Source organism: Bacillus sp. LSHTCR4 (assembly GCF_057197025.1).
In genome coordinates this window covers 680,700-697,878 of sequence record NZ_JBXUNO010000001.1, presented here as the reverse complement: position 1 = coordinate 697,878, position 17,179 = coordinate 680,700, and the positions used below count along the sequence as shown (strand labels likewise).

The window sequence follows — 17,179 nt, the reverse complement described above, 5'->3', positions numbered from 1 at the left end:
CTCCCTTACTGTCCGTTTAACCATTTTTTAATTACCTTTGCAGTACCTTCTACATGTTCTTTCGTAGCATCCTGCACTTGTTCATCTAACGTCGGTTCTTTCGGTTGTTCTGGTTCAGGTTTTGGCTCTGGTACTATTTTTTCTTCCGGAATTTCCATAATACTTTCACTACTTGCAGCAACTTCCTCTTCTGCTAAGTATTCTTCATATTCCTCTTCTTCTTTCTTTCTCTTACGTCTAGCTAAGAAGAACCATACTAGACCACCAATCGCTAATAGACCAGCTGGAATTCCACCGAATAACCACCAGTTTATACCACTTTCTTCTGGCTCTTTCGGCTTTTCTTCTTTCGGTTGATCAAACTGAACAGTTACTACATTAACTTGACCATTTGTAAAGTTACCATTTGGATCAGCTTGAAGTCCAGCTGCTGTACCGATCGCTTCTTTGAAAGTCGTCATATCAATTCTTCGTTTTACTAACGTATCATTATCTACCCATACAACAACATTTGTTTTCGTTAACTCTGGATGTTTTTTAATCGTTTCAACTGTTTTATCTATTTCATAGTTTTCGATTTTGTTACCATTTTTATTATCGTAGACGATTTTTCCATTTTGATTATTGTTCGTACCGTAATTTGGCACTTCACCGTTCGCTGTAATACCAGCACCTTGCTTCGTATCTGCCCCTTCTTGCGCAGTAGAGCTTTCCTCCTGCTCTTGTTTACTACGAAGTACACCTTTATCACCATATTTTTCAGACTGACGTGTAACTTCATCGTAGTTTACAGATACTTTCGTATTCACTTTATATTCATTCGGCTTAAACATCGTCATTAACGTTGCATCAATATCTTGCTTTAATTTACCTTCAATTTGGTGCTGCATTTCTACTTCTTTCTCATAAGAAGAGGAACTACTAGAATGTGCTTCATCTGCCCCTTTTGAGATAACACCTTTTTTGCTATCAATAACACTTACTTCTTCTGCTTTTACACCAGGAACTGCTGCACTGATCATTTGCTGTATACCCGCAACTTGATCAGCCGTTAATAATTGACCACGCTTTACACCAACCGTAATCGCCGCTGTTCCTTTTGCTTTTTCTTCATCAAAAATTGTCTCTTTTTCAGGCAATGTAATTTGAACATTTGCCGTTTCAACTGTCGCAAAGTTTCTTACAATATCTTGCTCTAATTGCTTTTTCGTACCGACAATTTGCTTCATTTTTTTATCTTGCTCACTTGAACCGAGCGAGCTTTCTAATAAAATTTCCTCACCGCTTTTTGAATTAAACGGTAATCCCATTCCATTCATTTCTTTTCGAACCCATGGAGCATCATTCTTTTGCACACGAATCGAACCATCGGCTGCTAATTGGTAATCGACACCTAGCTTCGATAATTCTGCTGTAATCTCTTGCTTGTCTGCATCATTTAAATTTTGATATACAACAACATATTTATCTGGCAAGGTGAAGTATAAAAGTGCTCCTGTTACAATTGCTAAAAGCGCAGCACCAATGACTAACTTATGCCACGTTTTTAACGATTGGAAAACATTTTTTAACTTTTCCATTTAAACACACCCGTCCATTTTCCTAAATTTGCATATTAATTAGTGATTTATAATTTTCAATAAGATTATCACGTACAAGAGCAGCCGTTTTCATTTGAGACTCAGCCTTCTTTTGCTGAATTAAAACGTCATGTGTTTCTCCTACTCCTTTTGTTAGTAAATCATATACCGCTGTTTGCGCATTGTTTTGTGTTTGATTCATATCTTCCAATAAATCGATAAACTTCTTCCCCTCGACTACAGATGTTTGCGTGTTTTTCGGTGCACCAATTGACTGAATCGTGCCAAATGGCTGTGTATGTAACATTGGTTGGATTTTCATCTTCCCATATTCCTCCTCTATCCTCGGCCGATTTCTAAATCTTTATCCAGCATTTTTTTATTCGCATTTAATACACTTGTATTTGCTTCATACATTTTTTGAGCAACCATTACATTCGTCATTTCAGCAGTTACATCAACATTTGGATAACGTACATATCCTTCTTCATTTGCATGCGGATGCGTCGGATCATACACTAAGTTTTCAGTTTTGTCTGCTTCAATACTTTTTATTTTTACCCCGTTAGTAGGTGTCCCTTCTAACATATTTGCAAAACTATTATTAGATTCAAGCACTACACTACGGCGCTCATACAAATCTGCCCCCGGAGCTGCCGTTGTATTTGCATTTACAATATTATTTGAAGTAACTTCCATCCACTTTCTCGCTGTTGTTAGCCCTGATCCACTTGCATTAATTGCCTGAAACATCGTTGTCTCTCCTTCTACTATTAACGTCCGCGAGCTGCTTGGTTAATTGCATATTGTGTATTAATTGCGTTAATTGAAATACCATATAATTGGTTTGCTTTCATTAAATCTAGCATTTCTGTCGTTACATCCACACTATTTCCATCTTTATTCGTTTGCATTGACTTCGTTTGAATCTTCGCATATGTATTTTTTGTATTTACTGTCGGTAAGTGCATTTCATTCGTTTGATATAAATCTGCATTGGTTTTTAAATCCGCAGTATTGCTTTTATATAATGCACTACTTTTATTCATTTGTTCAGCAAATGTAACGTCTTGTGCTTTATAGCCAGGTGTATTCGCATTTGCAATATTACTAGAAACAGTATTTCGTTTCGTCACTAAATAATTCATATAATGGCTTACATCACTCACTAAATCTGGCATACTCCACACCCTTCCTTTTTTAACTTATCATTTTGACATAATAATCCACTGATGGAAGTTTCACTTCATTATTTAATTCCCTATATGTATTTATTAAAATATTAACTATTATGTACCCTTACATATTTTATTCCATTTTTACATTGTTGTCTTTAGAAAAATACAAAAATATAAAAAAGAATACAAAAAAACTGTATACACATAGTAATCTATATACTATTTCAACATATTTACGACTAGCCGCAGATTATTTTTATATTATTTAGATTACTTCTATTTTTTACAGTCATAAAATGAAACCTCAATCAGCGGAATTCTTTATTTACATGAAGGAATGGATCCCCTTTTAAAATAAGGAGGATCCGTTTCCACACTTTATAATTAATATTTACCGTAAAATGAATTTGCTTTCATTCTCCCATCATTTGTCATAATCATTTCTTCCAAAATCTTTTGCTTATCTCGAATATGCTGTGCTGCCTTAATAATGAATGGGCTTACTTCTGCCGCAACTTGTGCTCGCGTTTCTTCATCCAATGTCATCATCCAGCGATTTAACATCGCACTCTTCTCAGTAAACTCTTCATCTGACACTTGCAATTCACCAATTTCATTAAAACAGCCGACAAATGCTCGATAAATATCATTGTTCATTTTCAAGCGCTCCGCGATAACCGTCTATTAAATCTTGTAACACTTTCACAATCGCATCAATATCTTTCGCTTCACGTGTTACTTTCATCGTTTGAATTTGAAGACTAATCCAATCATATAAACCATAAAGACTATCATATAAATCTTTCGTAATCTCAGGGTTTAATTGAAGTTTTAATTCTTCAAAAATACGTTCTAACTTCTCAAGAAGCGCATCTCCCTCTTGTAGTTTAAAAGTATGTAAAAGCTCATCTAAATTACGAAACTCTACAATACATCTTTCATAAATAAAAATTGTATTTTTAATCGGATTACTCGTCATAATATCATTTTGCATATAACGTTGCCATGCTTGCATACGATCACTTCCTCAACTTTCATTAATCATCACTTTTTTGTTTTGTCATTGCTTTAATTGTTTTCAATTGACTATCTAGCTCTGCTAATGTACTTTCTAGTTTTTGGTATTTGTTTACAATATCCTCTTGTTTTTGTTTATTCATAATATCAATTGCTGCTATTTTTTTGTCTATATCTTTTAATTGATCCTCAATACTTTTAGAACGTTTTCCAATTACTCCCTCATCACCAAAAATACTATCTAATTTTTTTTCCATTTCATGACCTACACCATTGAATCCAAAGAAAAATTGTTTTGCAGATTCAGGATTTTCTTTAAATGCTGTTTTTAACTTTTCTTCATCCAATGTCATCTTACCAGTCTTATCAACCTGAATACCAAAAGAAAATAAATACTTATTATCTTGAGAATATTTAAATAGACTTGTCATTGAATTACTTAGAGAAAAGGAAATATTATTTCCTTGCATCGCACCATTTTCTCCGGCAAATAAATCCAAGTTACCAACAGCTTTATTATATTCATCTTTCATTTTTTTAATTAAATCAATAGAATCCTTTACATTTGAGTCTTCAATAGTGATTTTTATAGGTTCACTTGTTGCTTTCTCTAAATTAATAGTTAAACCTGGAATTGTATCAATTTTATTAGATGTACTTGAATCCTTAATCCCATTTATCGTATATTCAGCATTTGTAGCTGCTGTTATTTCATTAGCAATCGTAAATACCTTCTTATTAGTATCCTCGTCTATAGATGAATTCACTAAACCAATTTCCTCTAAAAAGCCTTCTTTACCATCTACTAAATTTATTGCTCCTTTTTCTCCAGCTGTAGTAGACGTAAAGAACAATTGTCCACCTAATGAATATACTGATACCCCATAATTTCCATTATTTATTTTATTTACCATATCTTTATAAGTCATATCCTTAGATATTTTAACTTCTTTACCATTAATTTCAAACGCAACATCTTTTTCAAGTTTTGCATCTAAGTCTATTTTATTTTTCGGGTTCTTGGAGTCAGATAAATCTACTGGTCTTGTTGTAATTTGATGACGTTCTGCAACCTTTTCCACTGTAATGTTGTATGTTCCCGCAATCGCAGATGCGTCTGCTTGTGCAGTAACAAATCCCTCTTTTGATACAGATGTTTTCTTCTCATTACCTTTAAAAGCATACATATCTTTAAAAACTTGCACAAAGCTATTAAATTCCTTCTTCATACTAGCATAAATATTTCGCTCATTGCTTAATGTTTGTTTTTGATTATTATACGGTGTTTTTTTCATTTCTAAAGCTTGTAGCTCTAAATTTACTAGATTAGAAGTATCAATTATATTATTACCAAGATTCCAAATTTGTTGTCTACCACCCAAATTAGATACTGCTGTTCCCATAAAACATTACTCCTTTTCTACATATAATCTAAAATGCTCGTTTTACTCATCGTACTAACTGCCTTAAGTGTCGCTTCATATGTTGCGTTTATGTACGCTAACTCTGAAATAGCTGCTGCTAAATCGACATCTTCAATCTCTTTACGATTTTCTTGTAACGCTAAGTTTTGTTCACTTAGAATCGTTTTAAACGTATCAACCGTATTCATCGTTGAACCAACTTCCGTCGTACGGTTAATAACACCATCTAAATTTTTCTTATTTTCTTCTAAGAACGGTTGTAATGCTTTTTGATCACCACTTTGCAAAGCATCTTTCATCTTTACTAACGTTTGAATTACAGGTGTTAATAAATCATCACCTTTACGAAACGCTTTAATTTCATAACCATCATTCAACTTCCACATTACATCTTTTTCTCCGCCTTGGTATGTTCCATCTTTTGTAAATGGCGGCTTATCAGCACTATCTCCACCAAAAAGGTAACGCCCTTGTTCCTTCGTATTTGCTAAATAGACAACATGTTCTAAGATTTGATCAATTTCTGTTCCAATGGATTTTAATTCCTTTTCACTATTCGTTCCATTTAATGCTTGTATCGTTAATTGATCCACTCTCGTTAAAGACTTCACAATACCTTGCAATGTATTTTCTGTCTGACTTAACACATTTCTAGAATCCGCTATATCTTTTTGCATTTGTTCAATATTCGCCAATGAATGTTGAATTGCAAATGATTTACTTGCCGCAAGTGGATCCTCACTCATAAGAAGATTTTTCTTACCTGAAGTTACTTGATTTCGATGATATTGCTGTTGCACATTCAAATCCATTAACTGGTTCTTTGCCCAGTTTGCATTTTGAAACGTAGATACTCTCATTTCTATCTCTCCCTTATTTATTTTCGGTCAATTACTATTACCTATCGGATAATTGAGAACAGACTATCAAATACTTCATTCATCGTAGTAATAGCTTTAGAATTCGCTACGAAGTACTTCTGAAAAGCCATTAAATTAACCATTTCCTCCTCCATATTTACGCCTTCGACACTCATTTTTTCTTGCTGAATTCCTTCTAATAAGTCCTTATGTATATTTTGGTAAGCATTTACTGAACTTTTATCAGACGCTACACCTACTAAAAGTTGATCTAAAGCTTGTTTATACGTAAGTCCAGGTTTAAAGTCTTCCTCTGTAATACCCGCAAGTCTGTTTGCGGTTTCAGCTGAAATTTTCATTTTCGAAATGTCTTTTGTAAAATCAGGGTTTATTTCAAGCTTTTTCGCATTTTCTCCAACAAAGAAATCTTTATTCATAACTGTATTCACTTGTTTTTTTAATGAATTTACAAATTCATTTAGATTATCTTTATAACCAGTAATTTTTGTTTTCGTATCTATTGCCGATTGAATTGCTCCGCCATTTAATGGGATATCAGTTCCATATATTTGTAACGACATAGGTTCTTTATTCTTCTGCAATTGAAGTGGATATGTATCTTGTCCATTTACTGTTAAAACACCATTCATTCTAACACTTGCAATATTAGGATTTGCAGATTCATATGATACTTCTATTTTTGCATACTTAGACATTTCTGTCATAATACGATCCCGTTCATCTAATAGTTGATTCGGTACTTGTGTGCCCGCTTGTCCGATTTTCTTATTCGCTTCTGCTAAACTAGCAGCAAGTCGATTAAATTCATCTACGTGAGCTTCTATATCTGCTGTTGTTTGCATTTCTATTTCTTCAAACTGTTTTGCAAGTCGATTTACTTGGTTCGTAAACTTCCCAGTTTCAGCAATTAATGTGTCGTAATAATTCGATTGCTCTGGATTTTTTGCCACTTCACGAAAAGCGTTAAAGAATCCGTCCATTAAACTAGATAATGAGTTTTTACTTGTCGTTCCTACCATAGACTCTACTCTTGACAAAGTAGAATTCATATATGCATAGTAAGAGAACTGTGACATTTGGTCGTTAAACTGTCTCGTCTTCACTTCATCTGTAATACGATCCACACCTACCGTTTGTACACCATAACCAATTCTCTGTTCTGGCGTATGACCGTTGCTCGCTCCAACAGATCCGTAATTCACCATTTGACGCACATAGCCAGGTGTATGAATGTTTGATAAGTTTTGTTTCGTCGTTTGTAATCCCATTTGGGCCGCTAACATACCCGATAACGGGGTATTATAATCAGATAATCTCATAATGCTCCACTTCCCCTTTACAATAGTTCGTTCATAAAGATTTGCGAATTATTGTTTCGTTCTAAGTTATATTCAGAAACAGAATCCACAATACTTTCTGTAGTTTTTAATAGTACGTTTAAGTAATATTGATTTTTCAAAAGAAGAATTTTTATATTTTCTTCTAATTCAATTAAGTTTTTTTGTAATTTTTCTATTTTTTCAATTTCCTCTTGAGAAAAACACGAAAATAACGCACTTACGCGAAATGATTCTACTCCCTGTTCTTTACAAAACTGAACAACCATTTCTTCAAATGATCTCGATAATTGTTTTAAACCTTCAATGTACTGCAATTGCTCTACTTGTAATTTTTGAACTGCATTTACATTTTTATTTTTTAAATTCTCATATATTTGTTCTCCAAGCGTTTGAATGTTTTCATATGCTTTTTGAATAATCACGAGCTTTTCATATAATTGTATATACATATAGCTTCCTTCCTTTTTACAAGACTAAATTTACAATTAAACCGTGGATTTCTCCAATTTGATTTAACATTTCTAAATGTCCCGTTTTTGTATTAATTAAATTCATAACATCTTCTAACTCATTCAATCCCATTTCTGCCTGCTTCACAATCGTCATTTTCTGTGAATAGCCATAACGCGGATGACGAGACATGACATCTTTATATTGCAACACATTATCAACGTAAAAATTCAAAAATGATTTTACTGTATTTTTGTATTCCATTACGTTATCAAGTGTTAATTCCATTTCAATTTTTTCTTTAATTTCTCCAATATTATCAACAAACGCTTCCATTTGTTCTAACAACTTATCTTTTTTCGGATCTGCATGCAAATTATCCGAAAATGCAAGTCCAGTCCTGACATTTGCTTCTTTCGGCATTTGAGTAGCAGGCGGTATATGCGATAAAATTGGATTATGCGAGATTGAACGCAGCATATATATCACCTATTTATTTTTTTATTTCTTCCAAAAGTTAATCGTAAAATCTAGTTATTTATAATTATACTCTGAACACTAATATTTTGCAGTTATTTTTTATAGAAGATATGTTACAATTTAGCATGAGGTGGCACAATTCTATGAATATTTTTCTTTGTGGTTCAAATCAATTAACAGCATTAGATCAAGAAGAAATTAAAAAATTTTTAACTGACTATGCTCACAAACATAAAATTTACATATTATGTTATAAATCTATTGAAAATGAGGTACTTCGTTTTTTCGTTGAAAACGAAAGACTCGCTCAAAATTTATGCCTTTACACGCTACAACCGTTACAAGCAGTAACAGATGAATTCCAAGAAATCGTAGATTATTTAAAATCACACGGAGCCGAGTATGTTGCTTTTGATCACCCTTCCGACTCTATTTATCGATCAGATTATATGTTTTTTGTGAAACAAATTATTGAAAATACCGATTTAGTTCTCTGTTTTTATAATGGAGACAAACATACATCTGTCATTCCCATTGACATTGCAAAAGAAGCTGGGATTGATGCTGTCATTTATGATTTACCAGGTCTACATGAAAAACAAATGAGAAAAAGCTTTGAACAAAAAATTCGTATGATGTAAAGGGGGCGGCACAATATCGTTATTGTGCCCATTGTAAATATGATAATTGAACAAGATTATGATCATTTTATCGCGAGTTTTAAACAACAATTCAATATGGATATCGCTTCGTATAAACAAGATAGGATGCGCCGTAGAATCGATGCTTTTATTTCAAGAAAAGGCTTTGAAAACTACACTACATTTTTAAGTACTTTACGTGTTGATCAAAACTTATTTTTAAGTTTCATTGACTATATTACAATTAACGTTTCAGAGTTTTTTAGAAATAAAGAACGTTGGCAAACGTTAGAATCGAAAGCACTGCCAAAATTACTCGAACAAAATAACGGAAAATTAAAAGTATGGAGTGCCGCTTGCGCTGCTGGTGAAGAACCATATACACTCTCTTTAATTTTATCGAAACATCTATCTCCATATCGCTATGAAATACTAGCAACGGATCTTGATTTTCATATTTTAGAGAGTGCAAAACGCGGTCAATATACGGAACGTTCTTTAAAAGAATTACCTAGCGATTTGAAAGAACGTCATTTCATAAAAGAGGACGATATATATTCATTACATCAAAATATTAAGCAACACGTCACGTTCAAACAGCATGACCTGCTAATGCAATCATTCGATACAAATTACGATTTAATTGTTTGTCGTAATGTAATGATCTACTTCACAGAAGAAGCAAGAGTCAAGCTATACGAAAAGTTTAGCCGTTCTTTACGAAAAGGCGGTGTACTATTTGTCGGTAGCACAGAACAAATTTTAACACCTGAACGATTCAATCTTCAGCGCTTTGATACATTCTTTTATGAAAAAATATAGAAAAAAGCAGGATGAATACATCCTGCTTTTTTCTATATTTTTATTAAATTTATAACAAGAAATTGCGGGGTTCCATTCATTTTCTTATATAACTCGAATTAAAATAATACAAACAACCCATATAAAGAGAAAAAGAAACGTCATTGACCATTTATGTTCTTGCATCGTTTGTTTCAACGCCTGTGATAATTGTGTCATATTCATTTCTGCAAGTGCTCTCCATACACTTGCATCCCGCTCTTTAGCTGTGCGATCCGTGACGCTAATTAAAATGGTTTCGTTAGACAATTTCGTGATATACGCAGTAATAATCGTTACCATTAAATTTATATTTCCTTCTGACGAGTCACTCTCCACGCTAGAGAGGAGTGCACTTACATCTAATAATGGAATATGTACCTTTCTACCAAATGATAGTTGTACTTCTGCGAAATCATACGTTCCATCTAACAAAGGAAGTTCTTTTATATGCGCCTGCTTAACAAGCCCTTGCAGGCTTCGCATTACTTGTTCAAATATTTTATCTGTTTGCTTTCCTTCTCCAGATAATGTGTGTAACTTTTTAAAGAGTTGTAATACTGTATCCATCTCTTTAGAAAGCATTTCCTTCATAACCTTTCCATCACCTAAACTCGCAAGTAAAATCCCTATTTCATTATTTTTTGAAATAATCTTAGACTGTCCAGTAAACACTAGATTGCTATGCTTTCGTTCTTTCTGTATTTCATGTTCCGAAATAGCTGCAGGCTGTTTTAATGGTTGTAGCGTCTTATTTTCAATTGTCGTACGTTTAATTTCCATTTAAGCGCCTCCACTATGATGAAATAATTAGCCCCATTCTTTATTACTCTTTAAAACTAAAAATAGTACGAATAAACCTGACATAATAGCAAATACATTAGAAGCTTGTACGCCTTGTTCACTATTTTCTTCCTTTTTCTTTTGTGGTTCTTTTATTTGTTCTTTCTTTTCCGAAACGACTTCATTTTCATTCTTGTTTTTTTTCTCTTTTTGAGCCTTTCCATCGCTTACTTCGTTATGATCCACCAATGGCTCTTTTATAAAGTAAGTAATTTCTTCTTTCTCTTTCAACGGCTCTTTTATAAGATCGTTTATTTTCTCGTCGTGCTTCGGAATTTGAACAACTGGCGGTTTTTCTTCTTGAAGCGGGATCTCTACTTTCGAGTCTTCCAGCTTCTCAGTTTCTTTCTTATCGTCTAACTTCTCTTCTTTCTCTCGTTCTTCTGTCTTTTTATCCTCTTCTGTTTTTTGCTCCAAAACAGAAACGACATACTCACTTTCTTCAACCAGTTTATTTCCAGCCGCATCTACTACCTCTACAAGTAGTTCGTATGTCCCATTTGGCAACGCATCCGTTATTTCAAATACTTTTTGCCATTCCATATCTTGCTTATTGTACTCTAATAAAAATGTAATCTCTTTATTTTCTTTTCCTTTTAATGTAACACGAACTTCTTTCACAATCGATTCCACGTCTGCCGCCTTCACTCTTACACGTATAGAATCGCCTTGTTTTCGTTCAATTACATTCTCCTTCGCCTCGTCAATAGTAACTTTATGCAACTTCGGCATCTCTTTATCTATTGTTGGCGTTTCATTATTTATACGAATAAGAGGGACTTTCACTTCATTTTCTATAAGCTCTTCTTTCTCATTTTCTTTAAAACTTTGAATAAGCTGAAGGTTCCAATCACCTTGCAAATCAAAAATCCCGATCTTATAGTTAGCAATCCATCGCTTCGTCTCTTCTTCATATTCAAAAGTTATCATTCTTTCTTGCTCATACAGATTACTGTTTTTTGGCAAACGTAACATACCTTTTATACTTTGAATATTTGTCTCTTTTGGCTCTACAATAATCCGTACTTCTTCGCCAACCTTTAATTCTGGCTTATTTATTGTAATAACCCCTTGATCCGTTTCTATCTTTTTTTCGGTTTCTTGTTCATTCTTTTCTTCTTGTTGTTCCTCTTTATCTTGCTTCATGTCCACTTGTTCTGGCTGTTCTTGAACGTCCTTATTCTCTTCTTGCACATTCACTTCATTTATATTTTGTTCTGGCACATTTTGCTCTTCCGCCTGACTTTGCAGTGGGAAGAGCAAGCACACATGTATGCATAGCCAGCAAATTAGAAAAAACTTTACGCTTTTCATCTACTATTTCAACGCCTTATAGTGATTTCGTCACTTTTACTCCGAAAAATCCATCTACATTTACAAGTTCACCATACGCCACCAATACATCATTTACATAAATTCGAATTGGTTCATCAATATCTTCATCTAATACAACGGCTTCATTTTCTTGTAAACTTAATATATCTTGAATGGTTTTCACTGTACTTCCAAATACAAATTTCACATTCATTTCTACATTTTGTAGAATAGATGTATCCATATACACTGGCTCAATTTGTTTCACTTCTTTAAATTCAATAGGTTGTACAACAGGTTCTACAACCTCTTCTTCCATTTCTTCCTCAGTAATCTCTTCTTCCGCTTCCACCATTGGGTATAGCAGTCGTCTTACCATTTCTTTCGCTTCTGAAATCGGTAAAATTTGATACATTTTCGATTGAAGCAAGTCGCCAATTTCAAGGTTGAACGTAATTTGAACGAGTTCGTCCACTTCCATTGACTCTCCCAAATATTCCATTTCTTCTTTTAACGTGACAAATTTAACGTCTGGCGGCGTCATGTCCATCTTCTCTTTAAACATTTCTGACATCGCTGTTGCCGCATGACCCATCATTTGGTTCATGATTTCTTTAATACCGCTTAGCTCTAATTCACTAAGCTCTTTTTCTGGATCGATCTCCCCTGTTCCCATCATCATTAAATCTACCATTGTCAAAGCAACATCTTTCGTAAATACGAATACGTTCTCATTCTTTAAACCTTCAACAAAATCGACATTTAAAATAACAAAGGGAACCGGTACGCCGTCATAATGCCGCACATTAATCGCTTCTACATTTGGCGTACTAATCGTAACCGGCTGATTTAAAAGCGTTGATAATACCGTTGAAGCTGAACCGATTGAAATGTTGGCAATTTCCCCAAGTACATCTTTCTCTTCTTGCGTTAACTGCTCTTTTTCAACATGTTCTTCTACAATCTCAGCTTCCACTACTTCTGCCGGCTCATCTTGCTCTTCTACGCCACCAGATAATTGTAGTAATTTATTTATCATTTGTTTCGCATGTTCAACTGAAACAATTTGTACTAGTTTAGAGTTTACAAGATTATCTATTTTAAGGTCAAACGACACTTTCACAATCATGTTATTTTCAGTTATTCCAGAGATTTTCTCCATCTCTTCTGATAACTTTACAACTTTAATTGTTGGCGGAGACATATCTACTGTATCTTGGAAGAATTCCGACATAGACGTCGCTGCGAATCCCATCATTTGGTTCATCGCTTCTTGTACAGCACTTAGCTCTAATTCACCAAGTTCTTTTCCCTCTTCCACTTCCCCTGTCCCCATCATCATTAAATCGGCAATAGATAAAGCAACATCTTGCTGAAGGACAAGTAGATTTTCCATATCTAATCCTTTTGTAAAATGAATATTTAATACAACATGAGGAACCTCAACATCACTTGTATCGTATAAATCCACTAACTCTACATGAGGAGCAGTTATACTTACTTGCCTATTTAAAATTGTTGATAATACTGTCGAAGCAGAGCCAAATGATATATTTGCAATTTCGCCAAGAATATCACATTCTTGAGGCGTTAAAAGCTCCTTTTCTTTTTCTAGCACAATTGTGCTCGTATCCCCTTTTGTGTGTTGCTCAGGCATTTTCCCTGCCTCCTCATTTTTTTTCTATTAAATGAATACACTCATTACATTTTAACAAACTTCTTACGTAAATCGTGAACATGCATTTATTTCCAGTTATATATTAATTTTTTCATATTAGTATGTAGTTAACCAAAAAGCTCCCCAATTGTATACAAGTGGGGAGCTTTCCTTCATTCCTATTATAAACCTTCTGGGTTTAAAATGAGGACCACTCGTCCATCGCCGAGAATCGTCGCGCCAGAGAAATAGTTCGAACTCTCTGCAAAGAAGTCGCCTAATGACTTTAGGACTATTTCTCTTTGACCGATAATTGTGTTTACAATAAGTCCATAGCTACGATGTGTATTACGAACAATTAACACAGGAACCATTTGACTTTCATATGACTCAAATGCCTCATCTACTGTTTTTTCACCAAATACAGTACTTAAATGCTTCACTTCAATAATTTGATCACGATAGTTTAACACATCTTTTCCTTGTATGGATTGGATGTCTTCTCTCTTAATCCGAATTGCTTCAACAATATTACCAAGAGGTAAAGCATAACGTTTATCATTCGTTTGAACAAGCATAGATTGAATAATTGACAATGTTAATGGAAGTTCAATTCTAAATGTACTTCCCTTTCCTTCTTCTGAATCAATAATCAAATGTCCACCTAAACTATGGATTGTGTGTTTTACAACATCTAATCCAACCCCGCGTCCTGAAAGATCCGATACTACTTCAGCTGTACTAAATCCCGGTTGGAAAATGAGATCAAACACTTCACGATCTGTTAATTTATTTGCCTCAGATTCTGTAACAACACCATTTTTAATTGCTTTTTCTAATACTTTCCCTTTATGAATTCCATTTCCATCATCCGTAATTTGAATTACGACATGATTTCCACTATGGAACGCTTCTAATTTAATTGTACCTGTCTCATTTTTCCCTGCATCACGACGTTGTTCAACAGTCTCAATACCGTGATCAATTGCATTACGAATTAAATGAACGAGTGGATCACCAATTTCATCAATAACAATTTTATCAACTTCTGTATCTTCACCCGTAATTTGTAAATCGATTTTCTTCCCTAAATCTTTCGCTAACATACGTACCATACGCGGGAAACGATTAAAGACTGTTTCAATCGGCACCATACGCATGTTTAGAAGTACATTTTGAATATCTTTTGAAATATCGCCTAATCGATTTAAATGCTCAATTAATTCTTTGTTTTGAATTGCTTGTGCCAATTCATCTATGCGACCACGCTCAATTACACTCTCTTCAAACATGTTCATTAATCGTTCAATTTTCTCTAGCTGCACACGAATGGAACGATTCTCACCTTTAGCATTTTTCGTTTTTGCAGTGCTTTTAGTTGGTAAAGCACTTACAGGTTGCTTCACTGTCTCAATAGGTGCTTCCACCTGGGCAACTACAGACGGTTGTATCATTTCTTCTACTCGCGCATCTTCTTGCGTAGCAACCGTCGAATCTACTTCCTGTAAAGATTCTCCTTGTTTCACTACTACTTTCTCAATTTCAGAAACGTGAAGCACTACCTGTTTCAATTCTTCTTCACTACGATCCGTATTCATAAACACTGTAAACTCAAATCCGAAAGCATCCGCTTCGATTTCTTCAATACTAGGAACCGTTTTTTGTATATCACCTATATTTTGCAATGCTTCAATACACATAATGGCACGTACTGCTTTTAAAATAGCTTGCTGTTCAACGGTTATATGTACTTCATGCGAAACTGCATCATCATTGTTTATAGACTCTTGCTCTACATGTTCCATAGAAGTTTCTACATTTCCGTTCAATAACGCTTCTAATTTTTGTTTCGTTGAGACTACATCAATATTACCCATTCCGCCTTGCTGCACATCTGCAACCATTTTCTCTAAATTATCAATGCACTCAAAAATCACATCAATAATATTCGCATGTACTAGTATATTCCCATGACGAATTTCATCTAAAACGTTTTCCATTTTATGCGTTAAATCCGCCATTTCTGTAAATTCCATACTCGCAGACATACCTTTGAATGTATGAGCTGAGCGGAATATTTCTCCTACTACATCCATATCTGCAGGATTTTGCTCTAAAATTAGCACATTTTCATTTAGCGACTGTAAATGTTCTTCCGATTCTTCAAAAAATATATTTAATAGATCTGTTTGCATTTTCATCCCCTACCTGTCTAACAAACATTTCATTTATGTATAACAATTTAGTGTTTTAAAATGAGAAAAAAGGGGCCACACATCTATCCGTTATCACTGTTTTGATTCCTTGTGGCCCCCCTTTTATATTAGCTATTTGCTACTTTTGTTAAAGCTTCGATTACACGATCTGCTTGGAATGGCTTTACAATAAAGTCTTTTGCTCCGCCCTTAATTGCATCTAATACCATACCCTGTTGTCCCATTGCTGAACAAATAACAACCTTTGCACTTGAATCGATTTTCATAATTTCTTTTAATGCTTCAAGTCCGTCCATTTCTGGCATAGTAATATCTAATGTTACAATATCAGGTTGAAGTTCTTTATATTTTTGAATCGCTTCTACCCCATTCTCTGCTTCGCCGATAACCTCAAATTCAGAATTACTTTTTAATAAGTTTTTAATCATCGTTCGCATAAACATTGCATCGTCTACAACTAAAATTTTATGTGCCATTCTATTCGGTTCTCTCCTTCTATGTATAAAAATATCTTAATATTTCACCTTATCATTCTCACTCATTATACAAAATAAAACGATAAAATTTAATATTTTTTTAAAAGAATTTCTGTATTTTATTATTTTATTACTAAAATAATAAAATACTATTCTTTAATATAAATGACAACGCGACGGTTTTTCTCCCAATTTTGCGGTGAATCATTTGGTACAACTGGCTTTGTGTCTGCATATCCTACTGCCGCTAACCTTTTATCCTCCACATTATACACTTCAATTAAATGGTGGATCATATTAGCTGCTCGTGCTGAAGATAATTCCCAATTAGAAGGGAATTTTTCATTATGGATCGGTCTACTATCTGTATGCCCCTCCACAACAATTGGGTTTGGTACGGATTGAAAAAATCCGACTAATTTGCTAATAATCTCTTTTGCTTCAGGCTTAACGTTCGCATCACCTGTATCAAATATTAAATTATCTACTATAACGACGCTTACCCCCGTATCTTCTCGATATACATTCACTTGACTAATACCATTATTATCTACATATGCTTTTAACTTTTTGTACAAGTCGTCCATTCGCTTTTTCGAGACCATTTTTTCATCATTTTTTTCATGTGAAATATCTGGTATAGTATTTCCCATTACTTTTGCATCAACTTGCTCCGCATCACTAAACTTTTCAAGCATCTTTGATAATTTTACTGTATCTTGCTTTGATGTAGCAACTAGTAATACAAAGAAAGTTAATAATAACATCGTTAAATCTGTAAAAGTCGTCATCCAACGAGGCGATCCCTTTTGCGGTCGTTTTATCATCACCATACCACTCCT

General features: G+C 34.0%; 19 protein-coding genes. 2 read left to right on the top strand and 17 right to left on the bottom strand.

Features of this window, described 5'->3' with window-relative positions; genetic code table 11:
* Positions 1–5: 5 nt before the first annotated feature.
* The 11 genes from fliF to AC2CGR_RS03565 form a co-directional block, all read right to left on the bottom strand.
* Positions 6–1,580 carry a flagellar basal-body MS-ring/collar protein FliF gene (fliF, locus tag AC2CGR_RS03615; RefSeq protein ID WP_341064814.1) on the bottom strand — a complete coding sequence of 525 codons (1,575 nt, stop codon included), beginning with the start codon at positions 1,578–1,580 and terminating at the stop codon, positions 6–8.
* Between the two features lie 22 nt (positions 1,581–1,602).
* On the bottom strand, positions 1,603–1,902 hold the full coding sequence (gene fliE, locus AC2CGR_RS03610; RefSeq protein ID WP_000701676.1) for a flagellar hook-basal body complex protein FliE: 300 nt from the start codon (positions 1,900–1,902) through the stop codon (positions 1,603–1,605).
* Positions 1,903–1,919: 17 nt separating this feature from the next.
* The gene (gene flgC, locus AC2CGR_RS03605) at positions 1,920–2,333 is read right to left on the bottom strand and encodes a flagellar basal body rod protein FlgC (protein WP_000484679.1); all 414 of its coding nucleotides are present in this window, start codon (positions 2,331–2,333) and stop codon (positions 1,920–1,922) included.
* Between the two features lie 20 nt (positions 2,334–2,353).
* The gene (gene flgB, locus AC2CGR_RS03600) at positions 2,354–2,761 is read right to left on the bottom strand and encodes a flagellar basal body rod protein FlgB (RefSeq protein ID WP_002027413.1); all 408 of its coding nucleotides are present in this window, start codon (positions 2,759–2,761) and stop codon (positions 2,354–2,356) included.
* 381 nt (positions 2,762–3,142) lie between these two features.
* On the bottom strand, positions 3,143–3,415 hold the full coding sequence (locus tag AC2CGR_RS03595; protein WP_001058068.1) for a hypothetical protein: 273 nt from the start codon (positions 3,413–3,415) through the stop codon (positions 3,143–3,145).
* Positions 3,405–3,773, bottom strand: a complete 369-nt coding sequence (locus AC2CGR_RS03590) for a flagellar export chaperone FliS (RefSeq protein ID WP_484480518.1) — start codon at positions 3,771–3,773, stop codon at positions 3,405–3,407. The genes AC2CGR_RS03595 and AC2CGR_RS03590 overlap by 11 nt, the downstream gene beginning before the upstream one ends.
* A gap of 22 nt (positions 3,774–3,795) precedes the next feature.
* Positions 3,796–5,178, bottom strand: coding sequence for a flagellar hook-associated protein 2 (locus AC2CGR_RS03585; protein WP_484480517.1), 1,383 nt, complete (start codon positions 5,176–5,178; stop codon positions 3,796–3,798).
* Positions 5,179–5,195: 17 nt separating this feature from the next.
* Positions 5,196–6,059, bottom strand: coding sequence for a flagellar hook-associated protein 3 (locus tag AC2CGR_RS03580; protein WP_484480516.1), 864 nt, complete (start codon positions 6,057–6,059; stop codon positions 5,196–5,198).
* Between the two features lie 41 nt (positions 6,060–6,100).
* On the bottom strand, positions 6,101–7,399 hold the full coding sequence (flgK, locus tag AC2CGR_RS03575) for a flagellar hook-associated protein FlgK (protein WP_484480515.1): 1,299 nt from the start codon (positions 7,397–7,399) through the stop codon (positions 6,101–6,103).
* Between the two features lie 17 nt (positions 7,400–7,416).
* On the bottom strand, positions 7,417–7,869 hold the full coding sequence (locus AC2CGR_RS03570) for a hypothetical protein (protein WP_484480514.1): 453 nt from the start codon (positions 7,867–7,869) through the stop codon (positions 7,417–7,419).
* 16 nt (positions 7,870–7,885) lie between these two features.
* Positions 7,886–8,350, bottom strand: coding sequence for a YaaR family protein (locus tag AC2CGR_RS03565; RefSeq protein WP_000946323.1), 465 nt, complete (start codon positions 8,348–8,350; stop codon positions 7,886–7,888).
* Between the two features lie 143 nt (positions 8,351–8,493).
* Here AC2CGR_RS03565 and AC2CGR_RS03560 point away from each other — a divergent pair, with 143 nt between their 5' ends.
* Positions 8,494–8,991, top strand: coding sequence for a flagellar motor switch protein FliG (locus AC2CGR_RS03560; protein WP_484480513.1), 498 nt, complete (start codon positions 8,494–8,496; stop codon positions 8,989–8,991).
* A 39-nt stretch (positions 8,992–9,030) separates the two neighbouring features.
* Positions 9,031–9,813, top strand: coding sequence for a CheR family methyltransferase (locus AC2CGR_RS03555; protein ID WP_131101798.1), 783 nt, complete (start codon positions 9,031–9,033; stop codon positions 9,811–9,813).
* An 84-nt stretch (positions 9,814–9,897) separates the two neighbouring features.
* Here the strand turns inward: AC2CGR_RS03555 and AC2CGR_RS03550 are convergent, their stop codons facing one another.
* The 6 genes from AC2CGR_RS03550 to AC2CGR_RS03525 form a co-directional block, all read right to left on the bottom strand.
* Positions 9,898–10,614: a hypothetical protein gene (locus AC2CGR_RS03550; protein ID WP_484480512.1), complete on the bottom strand. Its 717-nt coding sequence runs from the start codon at positions 10,612–10,614 to the stop codon at positions 9,898–9,900.
* A gap of 27 nt (positions 10,615–10,641) precedes the next feature.
* On the bottom strand, positions 10,642–11,988 hold the full coding sequence (locus tag AC2CGR_RS03545) for a transglycosylase (protein ID WP_484480511.1): 1,347 nt from the start codon (positions 11,986–11,988) through the stop codon (positions 10,642–10,644).
* Between the two features lie 16 nt (positions 11,989–12,004).
* The gene (locus AC2CGR_RS03540) at positions 12,005–13,645 is read right to left on the bottom strand and encodes a flagellar motor switch protein (RefSeq protein WP_131101796.1); all 1,641 of its coding nucleotides are present in this window, start codon (positions 13,643–13,645) and stop codon (positions 12,005–12,007) included.
* A 182-nt stretch (positions 13,646–13,827) separates the two neighbouring features.
* Positions 13,828–15,840, bottom strand: a complete 2,013-nt coding sequence (locus tag AC2CGR_RS03535; protein WP_484480510.1) for a chemotaxis protein CheW — start codon at positions 15,838–15,840, stop codon at positions 13,828–13,830.
* 128 nt (positions 15,841–15,968) lie between these two features.
* The gene (locus AC2CGR_RS03530) at positions 15,969–16,337 is read right to left on the bottom strand and encodes a response regulator (protein WP_000940577.1); all 369 of its coding nucleotides are present in this window, start codon (positions 16,335–16,337) and stop codon (positions 15,969–15,971) included.
* 149 nt (positions 16,338–16,486) lie between these two features.
* Positions 16,487–17,164 carry an OmpA family protein gene (locus AC2CGR_RS03525; RefSeq protein ID WP_071716929.1) on the bottom strand — a complete coding sequence of 226 codons (678 nt, stop codon included), beginning with the start codon at positions 17,162–17,164 and terminating at the stop codon, positions 16,487–16,489.
* Positions 17,165–17,179: the final 15 nt, after the last annotated feature.

Bases quoted from the DNA above. Each gene is read 5' to 3' on its own strand.
- fliF (WP_341064814.1), bottom strand. From the start codon at position 1,580: ATGGAAAAGTTAAAAAATGTTTTCCAATCGTTAAAAACGTGGCATAAG.
- AC2CGR_RS03555 (WP_131101798.1), top strand. From the start codon at position 9,031: ATGATAATTGAACAAGATTATGATCATTTTATCGCGAGTTTTAAACAA.
- AC2CGR_RS03525 (WP_071716929.1), bottom strand. From the start codon at position 17,164: ATGATAAAACGACCGCAAAAGGGATCGCCTCGTTGGATGACGACTTTT.
- AC2CGR_RS03530 (WP_000940577.1), bottom strand. From the start codon at position 16,337: ATGGCACATAAAATTTTAGTTGTAGACGATGCAATGTTTATGCGAACG.
- AC2CGR_RS03565 (WP_000946323.1), bottom strand. From the start codon at position 8,350: ATGCTGCGTTCAATCTCGCATAATCCAATTTTATCGCATATACCGCCT.
- flgK (WP_484480515.1), bottom strand. From the start codon at position 7,399: ATGAGATTATCTGATTATAATACCCCGTTATCGGGTATGTTAGCGGCC.
- flgC (WP_000484679.1), bottom strand. From the start codon at position 2,333: ATGTTTCAGGCAATTAATGCAAGTGGATCAGGGCTAACAACAGCGAGA.
- AC2CGR_RS03545 (WP_484480511.1), bottom strand. From the start codon at position 11,988: ATGAAAAGCGTAAAGTTTTTTCTAATTTGCTGGCTATGCATACATGTG.
- AC2CGR_RS03560 (WP_484480513.1), top strand. From the start codon at position 8,494: ATGAATATTTTTCTTTGTGGTTCAAATCAATTAACAGCATTAGATCAA.
- AC2CGR_RS03585 (WP_484480517.1), bottom strand. From the start codon at position 5,178: ATGGGAACAGCAGTATCTAATTTGGGTGGTAGACAACAAATTTGGAAT.
- AC2CGR_RS03595 (WP_001058068.1), bottom strand. From the start codon at position 3,415: ATGAACAATGATATTTATCGAGCATTTGTCGGCTGTTTTAATGAAATT.
- fliE (WP_000701676.1), bottom strand. From the start codon at position 1,902: ATGAAAATCCAACCAATGTTACATACACAGCCATTTGGCACGATTCAG.
- AC2CGR_RS03535 (WP_484480510.1), bottom strand. From the start codon at position 15,840: ATGCAAACAGATCTATTAAATATATTTTTTGAAGAATCGGAAGAACAT.
- AC2CGR_RS03590 (WP_484480518.1), bottom strand. From the start codon at position 3,773: ATGCAAGCATGGCAACGTTATATGCAAAATGATATTATGACGAGTAAT.
- AC2CGR_RS03580 (WP_484480516.1), bottom strand. From the start codon at position 6,059: ATGAGAGTATCTACGTTTCAAAATGCAAACTGGGCAAAGAACCAGTTA.
- AC2CGR_RS03550 (WP_484480512.1), bottom strand. From the start codon at position 10,614: ATGGAAATTAAACGTACGACAATTGAAAATAAGACGCTACAACCATTA.
- flgB (WP_002027413.1), bottom strand. From the start codon at position 2,761: ATGCCAGATTTAGTGAGTGATGTAAGCCATTATATGAATTATTTAGTG.
- AC2CGR_RS03540 (WP_131101796.1), bottom strand. From the start codon at position 13,645: ATGCCTGAGCAACACACAAAAGGGGATACGAGCACAATTGTGCTAGAA.
- AC2CGR_RS03570 (WP_484480514.1), bottom strand. From the start codon at position 7,869: ATGTATATACAATTATATGAAAAGCTCGTGATTATTCAAAAAGCATAT.